This window comes from Nocardioides sp. Z50_6 (assembly GCF_058215755.1).
In genome coordinates, this window is sequence record NZ_JBZAJB010000001.1 from 485,911 (window position 1) to 498,741 (window position 12,831).

The window sequence follows — 12,831 nt, forward strand, 5'->3', positions numbered from 1 at the left end:
GCCGGCGCTCACCCGGCGGCGTACGCGTCGATCTCCTTCAGCAGCCGGGCCCGCACGTCGTCGGGGGCGAACGAGTCCCGTACGGCGTCCTTCGCCAGCGCGACCACGCCCCGGTCGTCGAGCCCCAGCAGGTCGGCGGCGATCTGGTACTCCCGGTTGAGGGAGGTGCCGAACATCGGCGGGTCGTCGGAGCTGACCGAGAACCTCACCCCGGCGTCCCGGAAGGCCACGATCGGGTGCTCGGCAAGGCTGGCCACCGCCCGGGTGGCCACGTTGGAGGACGGACAGACCTCCAACGGGATCCCGGCCTCGGCCAGGTGCGCGAGCAGCGCCGGGTCCTGCGCCGCGGTCGTGCCGTGCCCGATCCGGTCCGCACCCAGCCGCTCGAGCGCGTCCCAGATCGTCTGCGGGCCGGTGGTCTCCCCCGCGTGCGGCACCGACCGCAGCCCCGCCGCCCTGGCGGCGGCGAAGTGGGGCTCGAACTGCGGCCTGGGCACCCCGATCTCGGGACCGCCCAGGCCGAAGCCGATCAGCCCCTCGGGCGCGTGGTCCAGCGCGTAGGCCAGCGTCGCGTCCGCGGCGGGGATCCCGGCCTCGCCCGGGATGTCGTAGATCCAGCGCAGCACCAGGCCGAAGTCGCGCTCGGCCGCGAGCCGGGCGTCCTCGATCGCCTCGGTGTAGGCCTCGATCGGCATCCCACGGCCGGGCTCGTGCGGCCGGACGCTGGTGTACGGCGTGCAGGTGAGCTCGGCGTACCTCACCTGCTGCCCGTGCGCCATCTCCCGAGCGACCTCGTAGGTCAGCAGCCGCACGTCCTGGGGGGTGCGTACCAGGTCCACGACGGCCAGGTAGACCTCGATGAAGTGGGCGAAGTCCCGGAACTCGTAGAACGCCGCGAGCTGCTCGGGGTCCGAGGGCACGGTGCCGGGGTGACGCTGCGCCAGCTCCGCGACGATGCGCGGCGAGGCCGAGCCGACGTGATGGACGTGCAGCTCGGCCTTGGGCAGCCCGGCAATGAAGGAGGAGAGACTCACGCGGGCCAGTCTCCCCCGGAACCGCCGCCCCGGCTCAGTGGAACCACAGCGCGAGCGCCAGCGGCGTCAGCCCTGCGAGCAGCCACGGCGTCAGCAGCGAGAGCTGGTTGAGCACCCGCACCCCGACGATCGCCAGCAGGCACACGATGGTCGCGATCGCGGAGAGCACGGGGAACGCCCCCGGGTTCTCCACCGTCAGCGCCAGGAGCACCAGGCCACCGGCGAAGTGGGCGGCGGTGGTGAGCACCAGGGCGGAGATGATCCACTTCTGAACCCGTTCGACCTGCATCTGTCCCCCGCTCAGCCGAGGGAGGCGATGAGCTCGGACGGGTCGCCCCCGAACGGCTTGCCGTCGACCAGGACGGTCGGGGTGCTCTGCACACCCTCGTCGAAGGCGTGGCGGGTGGCGTTCTCCACCCACAGCTCGTAGGTCATGTCCTCGATGCCGTCGCGGATCTCCGACTCCTCGGCCCCGGCCTCGACGGCGAGGTCGATGAGCCACTCGTCGTCGGGGAGGTCGCCGGACTCCGCCGGCTGCTGGGCGAAGAGCAGGTCGTGGAACTTCTTGGCCACCTCGGGACCGGAGCGGTCCAGCACCACGCCGAAGGCGTTGGCGGCGCGCTTGGAGTAGTCGCCGATCCGCCCGAGGATCTCGATCGGGTAGTACTTCACCTGCACCTTGCCCTCCTCGGCCGCCTCGGCCAGCGGCTCGGCGGTGGCGATCTCCAAGGAGGCGCAGCCCGGGCAGAGGAAGTCCTCGTAGATCTCCACCGTGGTCGGGGCGGAGTCGTCACCGATCGCCAGCGCGTAGTCACCGGTGGTGTTGGCCGGCACCGCGGCGTTCTCCCGCTTGTCGTCCTCGTTCTTCTGCCAGAGCAGGACGCCGCCGATGATCGCGACCACCAGGAGCACGATGCCGCCCACGATGAGGCGCTCGTTGCGCTTCCTCTTCTGCTGCTCGCGCCGCAGCGCCTCCGCCTGCCGGGCCGCCTTCTCCCGGCGGGCCTCTCGCCTGGCCTGCTGAGCGGCCTTCTCCTCAGCCCTGGAGCGGGTCGGCTTCTTCTTCGGCGGGTTCGCCATCGTCGTTCCTTTCCACAATGCGCCCCTCGGGGCGGAAGATCAGGTTGTCCAGCGCCAGCCGGGTCCGGGGCCACCGGACCAGCCACGCCGAGGCCAGCAGCAGGGCGACGTCCCGGGCGATCTCCCACGGGTACTCGGAGGAGGCTCCCTCCTTCGCACCGCCGCCGCCGAAGCAGCCGCAGTCGATCTCCAGGCCGCGCGCCCACGCAGAGGCGATGCCCACGATGAAAGCGGCGAAGAGCACGGCCGAGAGCACGGCACTGGCGCGGGTCAGGACCCCGAGGATGAGGCCGACCCCCACCACCACCTCGATCGTGGGCAGCAGCACCCCCAGGGTCGGCACGATGCCCTCGGGCAGGAGGTCGTAGGCGCGGATGGCCCGCGCGCTCTCCAACGGATCGGGGAGCTTCAGCGCGCCGGCGACCACCCAGACGCCACCGGTCACCAGACGGGCGACGGTGCCGATCCAGGGCCAGACTGCGTGGTGCTGCACGTGCCTCACCCTAGTCGCGGTGGCTGAACGGCACCTGAGGACCCCGGGGCCCGACGACGTGAGTCCGGCCACCTTCCGCCCGGGCCGTTAGGGTGAACGCCGTGAGCGACAAACTGGTGTGGATCGACTGTGAGATGACGGGCCTCGACCTCGGGGCGGATGCGCTGATCGAGGTCGCCGCGCTCGTCACGGACTCCGACCTCAACGTGCTGGGCGAGGGCGTGGACCTCATCATCAAGCCGCCGGCCGAGGCGCTGGAGCAGATGGTGGAGTTCGTCCGCTCGATGCACGAGACCTCGGGGCTGCTCAAGGAGCTCGACGGCGGCATCACCATGGCCGATGCCGAGGAGCAGGTGCTGGCCTACATCCGCGAGCACTGCCCGGAGGGCTCCCGGCCCCCCTTGGCCGGCAACTCCATCGCGACGGACCGGGCGTTCCTGGCGCGCGACATGCCGACGCTCGAGGGTCACCTGCACTACCGCAACATCGACGTCTCCTCGATCAAGGAGCTCTCGCGGCGCTGGTTCCCCCGGGCCTACTTCTCCTCCCCCGCCAAGCGCGGCAACCACCGGGCCCTGGCCGACATCCAGGAGAGCATCGAGGAGCTGCGCTACTACCGCGAGGCGGTCTTCGTCGCCCCGCCCGGCCCGGACTCCGCCACGGCGAAGGAGATCGCCGCCAGGCACGCCGGAGCGCTCACCGGCCTGGGCGAGGAGCAGGGCACGGCGAAGCCCGCGACCGGCGCCGCCCCCGATGCGGACACCGCCACCGAGTAGGGCTACACTGTTCCCCGGCCCCGGCACTGTCGGGGCCTCATGGTGGGCGTAGCTCAGCTGGTAGAGCGCCGCGTTGTGGTCGCGGATGTCGCGGGTTCAAGTCCCGTCGTTCACCCCATGGTGATCTCCCCGGAGATCCGCGCAGGGCCGGACCGCGAGGTCCGGCCCTGACGCATTTCCGGCCCTGCTGCATTCCCGGGACTGCCGCGTCTCCCGGCGCTGCTGCGTTCCCCGCCCGCCTCGACGGGTCAGCTGGCGAGGCTGGCGGCCGGGCCCGCGTCGGACGTCGGCTGCTCGCCGTCCTGCGCGTCGTCCGGCGCGTCGTCCGGCGCGTCGTCCTCGTGGCCGGCCCCGGCCGCGGCCAGCTGGACGTGCACCGCGTCGGCTCCCTCGAGGGGCAGCATGACCCGGAAGGTCGAGCCGACGCCGTGGCCGGACTCGACCTCGATGAGACCGCCGTGGGTCTCCACGATGGCCCGGGCGATCGACAGGCCCAGCCCGCTGCCCTGGGTGGCGCGCTCGTGGGCGACGCTGGAGCGGAAGAAGCGCTCGAAGAGCTGGGCCTGCTCCTCGGCGGGCACCCCGATCCCCGTGTCGCGCACGGCCAGGACGGCCGCCTGCCCCTCGACGCCCAGCGAGATCTCCACCCTGCCCAACGGGTCGGTGAACTTGATCGCGTTGCCGAGCAGGTTGACCAGCACCCGGCCGAGCCGCTCCTCGTCGCCGGTGACCAGGACCTCCTCGTCGGGCAGCGTCAGCGAGCAGGCGATCTCCGCGGCCAGCATCGCCGGCGCCATCTCCTCGTGGGCCTGGGCGACGACGTCGCGCAGGTCGAGCTGGCAGGTCGCCACGGCCAGGCTGCCGTCCTGGATCCGGGAGAGCATCAGCAGGTCGTCGATCAACGACAGCAGGCGGCGGCTGTTGCCCTTGACCCGGCCCAGCGCCTGGACCTGACCGTGGTGCAGCGGGCCGAAGCCGCCCTCCTCCAGCATCTCCAGGTAGCCCAGGATGCTGGTGATCGGGGTGCGCAGCTCATGGCTGACCCCGGAGACGAAGGAGTCCTTGACCGCGTCGATCTCGCGCAGGTGCTCCAGGGCGGTCCGCTCGACCTCGAGGGCCTCCTCCAGCAGCCGCTGCTCCTTGACCCGCTGGGTGACGTCCTCACCGGTGCTGACGTAGCCCACCGCCCGGCCGTCCTCGTCGAGGAGCTGCGAGATCGCCAGCTGGAGGGTCCGCACCTCGCCGTCGCGGTGCAGGAACTCCATGTCGACCGCGCCGCGCCCGGGCTCGGAGAGCGTGGTGGCGACCGACTCGAAGTCGTTCTCCACCCCCAGGAGTGCGGCCAGGCGCGTCACCTCCTCGGCGGAGTGGAACAGGCTCGGGGACCGCCCCAGGACCTCCTCGGGGCGGTAGCCCAGCAGGGCCTGCGCACCGGGGTTGAACAGGTCGATGCGGCCCCGACCGTCGGTGCCGATGATGGCGATGCCGGAGGCACCCTGGACCAGCTGCTCCACCTTGGCCTGCTCGCGACGGGCCTGCCAGCTCTCCCGCCGCTGGGCGCCGACCGCGATCGCGAACGGGATGCAGGTCAGCGCGCAGGCGCAGATCAGGAGGGACAGCGTCACGCCGAGCATCTCGGCACGCACGGGACCGGTGCCGGCGGCCGCGGCCATCGGGCCGAAGCCCTGGACCGTCATCGAGTGGGCGATGATCGCGACCACCATGAGCTGGACGACCGTCTCCCTCATGGGCGCGCGCAGGGCCGCCCACCCCAGGGCGGGGATCAGCACGAAGGCCAGGCTGACCGGCAGCTCCAGCGGCGAGAACACCAAGATGGCCCCCGCGACGGTCAGCACCCACTGGGCCACCCGCTCGGTCAGCGGCGCGACCCCCGGGAACCGGGGCCTTCCCATGAAGTGCGGCAGGAGCACCAGGTAGGAGGCGATCTGCGGCACCCCGACGGCCAGGAGGATCACCCACCACTCGGCCAGTCCGGTGGCGGCACCGACCGCCGCGCAGAGGGAGGCCGCCACCAGGGCGCCGCCGACGCTCGAGCCGACGAAGTACTTGAAGTCCTCCTCGTTGAGCAGGGCCGGCCGGCGGCGACCGCGCAACGTCACACCCTCGGCCACCAGGACTGCCCCGAGACCCGCGGCGAGACCCCAGCCGAGGGCGACGAGCGGCTCGCGGCCGTTGGCGAGGTAGAGCCCGCCGGCGAGGGCGGAGAGGATGAGGGCCAGCGCGGGCCGGGTGGGGCGCGGCACGACCAGCAGCGCCCCGGCCATCAGGCCGACCGGGAACGCCTCGGCGATCAGGGTCGACTCGGGCTGGGACCAGAGCACGTAGTGCCCCGCGAGCACGAAGACGAACAGGACGAGGGCGAGCCCGACCTGGTTGCGACGTGCCATCGGACCCTCCTCCCGGGCGCAGCGATGCCGACGGTCCCGAGACTAAACTCACCGGTAACCGGGTGGCGACCTTTCCGGCGAGGGATCACCCGATCGGTGGACTAGGTTGACCGAGTGACTACGGGCATGGCTAGAAATGACTACGACGTCGTGGTGATCGGGGGCGGACACAACGCCCTGGTCTCCGCGGCCTCCCTGGCGCGAGCGGGACTCTCGGTGCTCGTCCTCGAGCGTCTCCCCCACCTCGGCGGCGCCGCGGTCTCCGCGGAGGCGTTCCCGGGCCTGCCGGCGCGGCTCTCGCGCTACTCCTACCTGGTCAGCCTGATGCCCGAGCAGCTGATGGCCGACCTCGACCTCGACGTCCGGCTGGTCTCGCGCCGCACCGCCTCCTACACGCCGTACCGCCGTGACGGCCGCGCCGCAGGCCTGCTCGTGGAGCGCCCCGAGCAGGAGGCGACCAGGGCCTCCTTCGCCGCCCTCACCGGCGGCGACGAGGAGTACGCCGCCTGGCGCGACTTCTATGCCGAGGTCGGCGCGATGGCCCGCGCCATCGCCCCCACCCTCCTCCAGCCCCTGCCTACCGAGCGGGAGGTGGCGAGCCTCGTCGACCCGGTGGTGTGGCGCGAGCTGGTCACCGAGCCCCTCGGCGCCGCCCTGCGGCGGCGCTTCCGTGACGAGACGGTGCGTGGCGTGGTGGCCACCGACGCGCTGATCGGCACCTTCGCCTCCCTGGAGGACCCGTCGCTGGTCCAGAACCGGTGCTTCCTCTACCACCTGCTCGGCAACGGGACCGGTGAGTGGCGGGTGCCGGTCGGCGGCATGGGCTCGGTCACCGACGCACTGGCCAAGGCAGCCGCCGGAGCGGGAGCCGCGCTCGTGACCGGTGCCGGCGTGAGCGCGGTGCGCAGCGCCGGCGACGGCGCCGAGGTGACCTGGCACGACGGTGACCGCGAGCACGGCGTGACCTGCCGCCGCGTGCTCTCCGGGGTCGCCCCCTGGGTGCTGGAGATCCTGCTCGGCTCGCCCGAGGAGGCGGCCTCGAAGCCGTCGGGCTCGCAGCTCAAGATCAACCTGCTCCTCGAGCGCCTGCCGAGGCTGCGCTCCGGGGTGGACCCGGAGGTCGCCTTCGCCGGGACCCTGCACGTGGCCCAGGCCTACGACCAGCTCGAGGCCGCCCACGCGCAGGCGGCGGCCGGGCGGATGCCCGACGTGCTCCCCGGCGAGGTCTACTGCCACTCGCTCACCGACCCGTCCGTCCTCGGCTCGCTGGCCGGCACCGGGGCGCACACCCTGACCTACTTCGGGCTGCACACTCCCGAGGCCCTCTTCGAGGGAGATCGCGAGGCGGCGCGTGACCTGGCGGTCGAACGGGCACTGGATGCTCTAGACGAGCACCTGGAGGAACCCGTGCGCACCCTGCTGATGACCGACGCCGACGGCCGGCCCTGCCTGGAGGCCAAGGTGCCCCAGGACGTCGAGGCCGACCTGGCGATGCCCGGCGGCCACATCTTCCACGGCGACCTGGAGTGGCCCTGGGCGCCGAACCGGTCCCGGCTGGAGACACCGGCGCAGCGCTGGGGCGTGGCCACCGACCGCGACGCGGTGCTGCTGTGCGGCTCCGGGGCGCGCCGCGGCGGTGCGGTCTCGGGGATCGGCGGGCACAACGCCGCCCAGGCCGTCCTGGAGGAGCTGTGAAGGACGACGTGCTGGCGCTGGTCCAGGCCGGCGGCCAGGGGTCGCGGATGGACGTGCTCACCCGGGAGCGGGCCAAGCCCGCCCTGCCCTACGGCGGCACCCACCGCCTCGTCGACTTCGCGCTGAGCAGCATGGTCAACTCCGGCCTGCGCGACGTGTGGGTCAGCCTGGAGTACCAGGTGGCTTCCATCGACGAGTACCTCGCGGGCGGCCGCCCCTGGGACCTGGACTCAGGCCGCGGCGGCTTCCGCCGCGTGGTGCCCCAGACCGGCAGCGGCCCGGCCACCGAGGACGGCTTCGCCTTCGGCAACGGAGACCTGCTGCTGCGGATCGCCCGGGACCTCGAGGCCCGCGCCGCGAGCACCCTGGTGGTCACCAGCGCGGACCACGTCTTCAACGCCGACCTGCGCGAGCTGATCGCCGAGCACCAGTCCTCGGGTGCCGCCGCGACGGTGCTGACCAGCGAGGTGACCAAGAAGGAGGCCTCGCAGAACGTCGTCGTCGAGGCGCGGCGCGACGGCACCGTCACCGCGGTGACCCCCAAGCCGTCGCGGCCCTCCTCCGGGACCGTGGCCACCGAGGTCTTCTTCTACCAGACCGCCCCCCTGCTGGAGGCCCTCTACCGGTTGCGGGCCGAGCTCGCCGGCACGGCGGAGGGCGACGACAGCGGGCTCGGTGACTTCGGCGACCACCTGCTGCCGGACCTGGTGGACCGGGGGCTGGTGCGCGCGGTCGGGCTGCCCGGCTACTGGCGCGACCTCGGTCGGCCGGAGGCCTACCTGCAGGGGCACCGCGACCTGATCGACGGCCATGTCGACGTCTTCGACCAGCCGGACCGTCCGGTGCTCACCCACTGGACCGACCGGGGGCCGGGACGGGTCCGTCCCGGCGGGGAGCTTGCGGACAGCCTGCTCTCCCCCGGCTGCGACATCGCCGGCACCGTGCGCCGCAGCGTGCTCGGCCCAGGGGTGGTGGTCGAGGCGGGCGCCGTGGTGGAGGACGCCGTGCTCTTCGCCGGCACCGTGGTACGACGCGGCGCCCGGGTGACCACCAGCGTGCTCGACGACCGGGTCGAGGTCGGCCACGACGCCGTGGTCGGCGTCCCGCCGACCGCGCGGCTGGCCCGCGACGAGGACGTCGTCCTGATCGGGCGGGACTCCACGGTCGCGCCGCGGACCTCGCTGGCCGCGGGCGCCAGGCTGGAGCCCGGGTCCACCGCCTGAGAGGGCCTCTGACCGACCCTCGATTTCTCTCCCGTCGCCCCCGCTGGTAGTGTTCCTCTCGCTTCACGCACGCGCCATTAGCTCAATTGGCAGAGCAGCTGACTCTTAATCAGCGGGTTCGGGGTTCGAGTCCCTGATGGCGTACAGAAGAGGGCCCCTCACCCGGATCACCGGGTGAGGGGCCCTTCTGCATGTGCGCTCCCGGCCGCGGCCTGTTGCCCCGGGCGGGGCCCTGGTCGAGAGTGGGGGCATGACTGCTGCGACCCGTGACCTCGAGGAGTTCCTGGAGGGCGCCCGGGTCGACCCGGCCGTCCTCGACCTGCGTCCCGACTACCGCGCCCTGCTGGTCGCGGTCAGCGGGCTCACCCCGGCGGCGAGCGACACCGAGAGCGAGGAGCTGCTGCTGGCCGCCGAGGGCGCGGCCCGGGAGGCCCTGGCCCGGGGCCCGGTCCAGGACCTGGCGCACGTCGCCGCCTGGCGCGAGGCCTACCGCGCCTTCGGCGCCAAGCCGCAGCGCACCCGCAACAGCCTGGAGGCGCTGCTGCGTCGCGCCCCCGACGGGCTCCCCCGGGTCAACCGGCTCACCGACCTCTACAACGCCGTCTCGGTGCTGCACCAGGTGCCGCTGGGAGGGGAGGACCTCCACCGCTACACGGGCTCACCGCAGCTGGTGCGCGCCACCGGGGTCGAGCCCTTCGACACCCTGGCCCAGGGCGAGCCGGTCACCGAGCACCCGGAGCCGGGCGAGGTGGTGTGGCGCGACGACGCCGGGGTGACCTGCCGGCGGTGGAACTGGCGCCAGGGCCGGCGCACCCAGCTGCGCGACGACACCACTGCGGCGCTCTTCATCCTCGACGCGCTCGACCCGATGACCGACGAGCAGCTCCACGCCGCCGCCGACGACCTGCTCCGGCACCTGGGCCACGGCGCCGGCACCCTGGTGGGCGCCCGGCGGCTGCTCGGCGCCGCTCAGAGATAGAGGCCGGTGGTGCCGCCCTCGATCCGCTCGGCGGCCACGGCGTGCACGTCGCGCTCGCGCATCACGACGTAGACCTCGGCGTTGACCTCGACCTCGGCCTTGTCCTCGCTGTCGAAGAGCACCCGGTCACCCACCTGCACCGCGCGGGCGTGCGGCCCGGTGGCCACCACCCGGGCCCAGCTGAGCCGGCGGGCGCCCATCGCGGCGGTCGCGGGGATGACGATGCCGCCGGTGGAACGTCGCTCGCCCGCGTCCTGGTCGAGCTCGACCAGGACCCGGTCGTGGAGCATCTTGATCGCGACCCCGGAGGAATCGCTCGCCCGACGGGTGGGGTCAGTCACGTGCGATCTTGCGGATCACGGCGAAGAGCAGGACGACGCCCGCCACCCCCGCAGCCGCCTTGAGGATGTTGTCGGTGCGCGGCGCGCCGGTGTCGAGATCCACGAAGTGCGCCTTCACCGAGGTCACCTCGCGGTTCACGATCGTCTTCGGGTGGGCGCGGTAGAGCAGCTGGTCGATGGTGTCGGCCAGGCGGTCTCGGGTCGTCTCGATCTCGCGCTCGAGCGCGGACACGTCGTTGGTCACTCTGGAAGGTTACCAACCAGGGTGGGGTCGAAGCCGAACGGCAGTTCCAGGCGGTGCCTGGCCATCAGCTCCCGGTCGGTCAGCACGTCGTAGGTCGCGCCGTCAGCCACCACCACCCCCTCGCTGAGCACCACCGAGCGGGCGCAGAGCTCCAGGGCGTAGGGCAGGTCGTGGGTCACCATCAGCACGGTGATGTCCAGGGAGCGGAGGATGTCGGCGAGCTCGCGGCGGCTCGCCGGGTCGAGGTTGGAGCTCGGCTCGTCGAGCACCAGGATCTCCGGCTGCATTGCCAGCACGGTGGCCACCGCCACCCGGCGGCGCTGGCCGTAGGAGAGGTGGTGCGGCGGCCGGTCCGCGTGGTCGGCCATGCCGACCGCCTCCAGCGCCGCGAGCACCCTGGCGTCCAAGTCGGCGCCGCGCAGGCCCAGGTTGGCCGGGCCGAAGGCGACGTCCTGACGCACCGTGCCCAGGAAGAGCTGGTCGTCGGGGTCCTGGAAGACGATGCCCACCCGCCGGCGGATCTCCTTGAGGTTCTCCTTGGCCACCGGCAGGCCGCTCACGCGCACGCTCCCGGCCCCCGCGGTCAGGATGCCGTTGAGGTGGAGCACCAGGGTGGTCTTGCCGGCCCCGTTGGGCCCCAGCAGCGCCACCCGCTCGCCGGCGTGGACGTGCAGATCCACCCCGAAGAGCGCCTGGTGGCCGTCGGGGTAGGCGTGGGCGAGGCCCCGGACGTCGAGGACGGGCTCGCTCATCTGCGCCTCCCCGCGTCGTCCCGCGTCATCGCGGCAGCGTCCCGTCGTAGCCTCGCGACAGCATCGCCAGGTGGACCCGTTCGCCGCGCTCGTAGGAGCGGATGAACAGGGCGCCCAGCGACCGGGCCAGCATTGGCCAGTGGCGCGGTGAGCGCGGGTCCGCCCCGCGCGAGCGCATCGCCGTCGTCATCCGGCGCAGCTCCTCCAGCACCACGCTGAGGTAGCGGACCATGAAGCCCATGATCTGCACCAGCAGGTCGGGCATCCGCAGGCGCGCGAGCCCGCGCAGCAGGTCGGCCGGCTCGGTGGTGGCGGCGAGTGTCAGCGCTGCCAGCACGCCCAGGGTGCCCTTGACCAGCAGGCCCCAGGCGGCGAGCAGGCCGGGCTCGGAGAGGGCGATCCCGAGCACCTCGACCCGCGGGCCCGTCGCCACGAAGGGCACCAGCAGGGCGAAGACCACGAACGGCACCTCGACCACCATCCGCCGCGCCAGGTAGCCCGGCGGCACCCCGGAGACGGCGACCACGGCGAGCAGGACGAGTGCGTAGCCGACGAAGACGGCGTACGCGTCCCGAGGGGTCGCGACCACCACCAGCATGAAGACCAGCACCCCGGCGATCTTCAGGTGCGGCGCGGCCCGGTGCACGGGGCTGTGCCCGTGGTGATGCAGCAGGTGACCGTGCTCGGCGCCCATCGGCTACTCCCGGCCCGCGGAGGGCCGCCGGGCGCCGTCGTCGGCCTGGGGGTGGTCGCGCTGATCCCGGTGGCCCCGGCCCTGCAGGGCCCAGAAGAGCCCGCCGGCCAGCAGCAGCACCACCAGCGAGCCCAGGACCCCGGCCATGCCGGAGCTCAGCCGCTCGTCCTCGACCCCCTCGACCTGATAGTCGGCGAAGGGGCCCTCCCCCGCGGCGTGCTCCTCGGCGGTGTCCAGGAAGCCGGTCTGCTCCGCGACGTGCTCGAGACCGTCGGGACTGCTGCTGGCGTAGTAGCTCACGAAGCCGGCGACCAGCAGCGAGACCAGCAGGAAGACCACCAGGAACCGGCGTCCACCCCGGCTCTCGTGCTCGGGCGACCTGCTCATCCCCTCGCCCCCGGCTCCCGGATCTCGAGCGCGTGACGCTGCAGCAGCGGCCGCGCTCCGTGGACCAGGTCGGGGCGGACCGCCACGACGCTGGCGACGACCATGCCGGTGACCAGGGCCTCACCGATGCCGATCAGCCCGTGCCACCCGAGCATCGCCGCGAGCACCTTGCCGGTCTCCACCGGCGCGGTCCCGCCGACGGCGAAGAGCGCGGTGAAGACCAGGGCGGCGGCCGGGACGCTGACCAGTGCGGCGAGCGCGGCGGCCGGGACGACCGAGGCGGTCTGCTTGGGCAGCACGGCACGCGCCGCGACGAAGACGCACCAGCCGACGGCGACGGCGACCAGCGACAGCAGCGTGATGTTGGTGCCCAGGGCGGTGATCCCCCCGTCGGCCATCATCAGCGCCTGGACGATCAGGACGACGCTGATGGCCAGGACGGCGGTCCACGGACCGGCCAGGACGGCCGCCAGGGCCCCTCCCATCAGGTGACCGCTGGTGCCGGCACCCACCGGGAAGTTCACCATCTGGCCGGCGAAGACGAACGTCGCGACGAGCCCCGCCATCGGCGCGGTACGCTCGTCGAGCTCCCGACGGGCACCGCGGAGCGCCACCGCGATCCCGGCTGCGGCCACCGCTCCGGTCGCCACCGAGGTGGGCGCGTCGAGGAATCCGTCGGGAACGTGCATTCCCCCACCGTACGCTCTTGCAAACGATTTGCATCT

General features: G+C 72.9%; 15 protein-coding genes and 2 tRNA genes. 6 read left to right on the forward strand and 11 right to left on the reverse strand.

The window, feature by feature from the left end; translation table 11 throughout:
• Positions 1 to 8 precede the first annotated feature (8 nt).
• Genes AC4BGE_RS02305 through AC4BGE_RS02320 form a run of 4 tightly spaced genes read right to left on the reverse strand, consistent with a single transcriptional unit; the run spans position 9 to position 2,607 of the window.
• Positions 9 to 1,034, reverse strand: coding sequence for an adenosine deaminase (locus AC4BGE_RS02305; RefSeq protein WP_490569698.1), 1,026 nt, complete (start codon positions 1,032 to 1,034; stop codon positions 9 to 11).
• A gap of 34 nt (positions 1,035 to 1,068) precedes the next feature.
• The gene (locus AC4BGE_RS02310) at positions 1,069 to 1,323 is read right to left on the reverse strand and encodes a hypothetical protein (protein WP_490569697.1); all 255 of its coding nucleotides are present in this window, start codon (positions 1,321 to 1,323) and stop codon (positions 1,069 to 1,071) included.
• A gap of 11 nt (positions 1,324 to 1,334) precedes the next feature.
• A complete protein-coding gene (locus AC4BGE_RS02315; protein WP_490574219.1) occupies positions 1,335 to 2,114 on the reverse strand; it encodes a DsbA family protein in 780 nt (259 codons plus the stop codon).
• Positions 2,071 to 2,607 (reverse strand): MauE/DoxX family redox-associated membrane protein, encoded by a 537-nt coding sequence (locus AC4BGE_RS02320; RefSeq protein WP_490569695.1) that lies wholly within the window; start codon positions 2,605 to 2,607, stop codon positions 2,071 to 2,073. Before AC4BGE_RS02320 ends, AC4BGE_RS02315 begins: the two co-directional genes overlap by 44 nt.
• Positions 2,608 to 2,708: 101 nt before the next feature.
• Here AC4BGE_RS02320 and orn point away from each other — a divergent pair, with 101 nt between their 5' ends.
• Positions 2,709 to 3,383 carry an oligoribonuclease gene (orn, locus tag AC4BGE_RS02325; protein ID WP_490569694.1) on the forward strand — a complete coding sequence of 225 codons (675 nt, stop codon included), beginning with the start codon at positions 2,709 to 2,711 and terminating at the stop codon, positions 3,381 to 3,383.
• A gap of 42 nt (positions 3,384 to 3,425) precedes the next feature.
• Positions 3,426 to 3,501: transfer RNA gene (locus AC4BGE_RS02330), tRNA-His, on the forward strand.
• Between the two features lie 130 nt (positions 3,502 to 3,631).
• Here the strand turns inward: AC4BGE_RS02330 and AC4BGE_RS02335 are convergent.
• Entirely contained in the window at positions 3,632 to 5,791 is a 2,160-nt protein-coding gene (locus AC4BGE_RS02335; RefSeq protein ID WP_490574220.1) for an ATP-binding protein, read from the reverse strand.
• A gap of 126 nt (positions 5,792 to 5,917) precedes the next feature.
• Between AC4BGE_RS02335 and AC4BGE_RS02340 the strand changes: the two genes are divergently transcribed.
• The 4 genes from AC4BGE_RS02340 (at position 5,918) to AC4BGE_RS02355 (ending at position 9,688) form a co-directional block, all read left to right on the forward strand.
• Positions 5,918 to 7,486 carry a phytoene desaturase family protein gene (locus AC4BGE_RS02340; protein ID WP_490569692.1) on the forward strand — a complete coding sequence of 523 codons (1,569 nt, stop codon included), beginning with the start codon at positions 5,918 to 5,920 and terminating at the stop codon, positions 7,484 to 7,486.
• A complete protein-coding gene (locus tag AC4BGE_RS02345) occupies positions 7,483 to 8,709 on the forward strand; it encodes a glucose-1-phosphate adenylyltransferase family protein (RefSeq protein ID WP_490569691.1) in 1,227 nt (408 codons plus the stop codon). The genes AC4BGE_RS02340 and AC4BGE_RS02345 overlap by 4 nt, the downstream gene beginning before the upstream one ends.
• A gap of 71 nt (positions 8,710 to 8,780) precedes the next feature.
• A tRNA-Lys gene (locus tag AC4BGE_RS02350) sits at positions 8,781 to 8,853 on the forward strand.
• A 106-nt stretch (positions 8,854 to 8,959) separates the two neighbouring features.
• Positions 8,960 to 9,688 (forward strand): B3/B4 domain-containing protein, encoded by a 729-nt coding sequence (locus tag AC4BGE_RS02355; RefSeq protein WP_490569690.1) that lies wholly within the window; start codon positions 8,960 to 8,962, stop codon positions 9,686 to 9,688.
• On the opposite strand, the gene AC4BGE_RS02360 is transcribed toward AC4BGE_RS02355, so the two are convergent.
• Genes AC4BGE_RS02360 through AC4BGE_RS02385 form a run of 6 tightly spaced genes read right to left on the reverse strand, consistent with a single transcriptional unit; the run spans position 9,679 to position 12,795 of the window.
• On the reverse strand, positions 9,679 to 9,978 hold the full coding sequence (locus AC4BGE_RS02360; protein ID WP_490570212.1) for a GroES family chaperonin: 300 nt from the start codon (positions 9,976 to 9,978) through the stop codon (positions 9,679 to 9,681). The genes AC4BGE_RS02355 and AC4BGE_RS02360 overlap by 10 nt on opposite strands.
• A 43-nt stretch (positions 9,979 to 10,021) precedes the next feature.
• Complete coding sequence (locus AC4BGE_RS02365) at positions 10,022 to 10,273, reverse strand: DUF3618 domain-containing protein (RefSeq protein ID WP_490569689.1); 252 nt, start codon at positions 10,271 to 10,273, stop codon at positions 10,022 to 10,024.
• Positions 10,270 to 11,025, reverse strand: coding sequence for an energy-coupling factor ABC transporter ATP-binding protein (locus AC4BGE_RS02370; protein ID WP_490574221.1), 756 nt, complete (start codon positions 11,023 to 11,025; stop codon positions 10,270 to 10,272). The genes AC4BGE_RS02365 and AC4BGE_RS02370 overlap by 4 nt, the downstream gene beginning before the upstream one ends.
• 25 nt (positions 11,026 to 11,050) lie before the next feature.
• Entirely contained in the window at positions 11,051 to 11,719 is a 669-nt protein-coding gene (cbiQ, locus tag AC4BGE_RS02375) for a cobalt ECF transporter T component CbiQ (RefSeq protein WP_490569687.1), read from the reverse strand.
• Positions 11,720 to 11,722: 3 nt separating this feature from the next.
• Entirely contained in the window at positions 11,723 to 12,106 is a 384-nt protein-coding gene (locus tag AC4BGE_RS02380; protein WP_490574222.1) for a PDGLE domain-containing protein, read from the reverse strand.
• The gene (locus AC4BGE_RS02385; RefSeq protein WP_490574223.1) at positions 12,103 to 12,795 is read right to left on the reverse strand and encodes an energy-coupling factor ABC transporter permease; all 693 of its coding nucleotides are present in this window, start codon (positions 12,793 to 12,795) and stop codon (positions 12,103 to 12,105) included. The genes AC4BGE_RS02380 and AC4BGE_RS02385 overlap by 4 nt, the downstream gene beginning before the upstream one ends.
• Between the last annotated feature and the right edge of the window lie 36 nt (positions 12,796 to 12,831).

What these genes read in the sequence shown, in the direction of transcription:
- AC4BGE_RS02310 (WP_490569697.1), bottom strand. Translation starts at nt 1,323, where the DNA reads ATGCAGGTCGAACGGGTTCAGAAGTGGATCATCTCCGCCCTGGTGCTC.
- AC4BGE_RS02340 (WP_490569692.1), top strand. Translation starts at nt 5,918, where the DNA reads ATGGCTAGAAATGACTACGACGTCGTGGTGATCGGGGGCGGACACAAC.
- AC4BGE_RS02370 (WP_490574221.1), bottom strand. Translation starts at nt 11,025, where the DNA reads ATGAGCGAGCCCGTCCTCGACGTCCGGGGCCTCGCCCACGCCTACCCC.
- AC4BGE_RS02360 (WP_490570212.1), bottom strand. Translation starts at nt 9,978, where the DNA reads ATGCTCCACGACCGGGTCCTGGTCGAGCTCGACCAGGACGCGGGCGAG.
- AC4BGE_RS02355 (WP_490569690.1), top strand. Translation starts at nt 8,960, where the DNA reads ATGACTGCTGCGACCCGTGACCTCGAGGAGTTCCTGGAGGGCGCCCGG.
- AC4BGE_RS02315 (WP_490574219.1), bottom strand. Translation starts at nt 2,114, where the DNA reads ATGGCGAACCCGCCGAAGAAGAAGCCGACCCGCTCCAGGGCTGAGGAG.
- AC4BGE_RS02380 (WP_490574222.1), bottom strand. Translation starts at nt 12,106, where the DNA reads ATGAGCAGGTCGCCCGAGCACGAGAGCCGGGGTGGACGCCGGTTCCTG.
- AC4BGE_RS02335 (WP_490574220.1), bottom strand. Translation starts at nt 5,791, where the DNA reads ATGGCACGTCGCAACCAGGTCGGGCTCGCCCTCGTCCTGTTCGTCTTC.
- cbiQ (WP_490569687.1), bottom strand. Translation starts at nt 11,719, where the DNA reads ATGGGCGCCGAGCACGGTCACCTGCTGCATCACCACGGGCACAGCCCC.
- AC4BGE_RS02385 (WP_490574223.1), bottom strand. Translation starts at nt 12,795, where the DNA reads ATGCACGTTCCCGACGGATTCCTCGACGCGCCCACCTCGGTGGCGACC.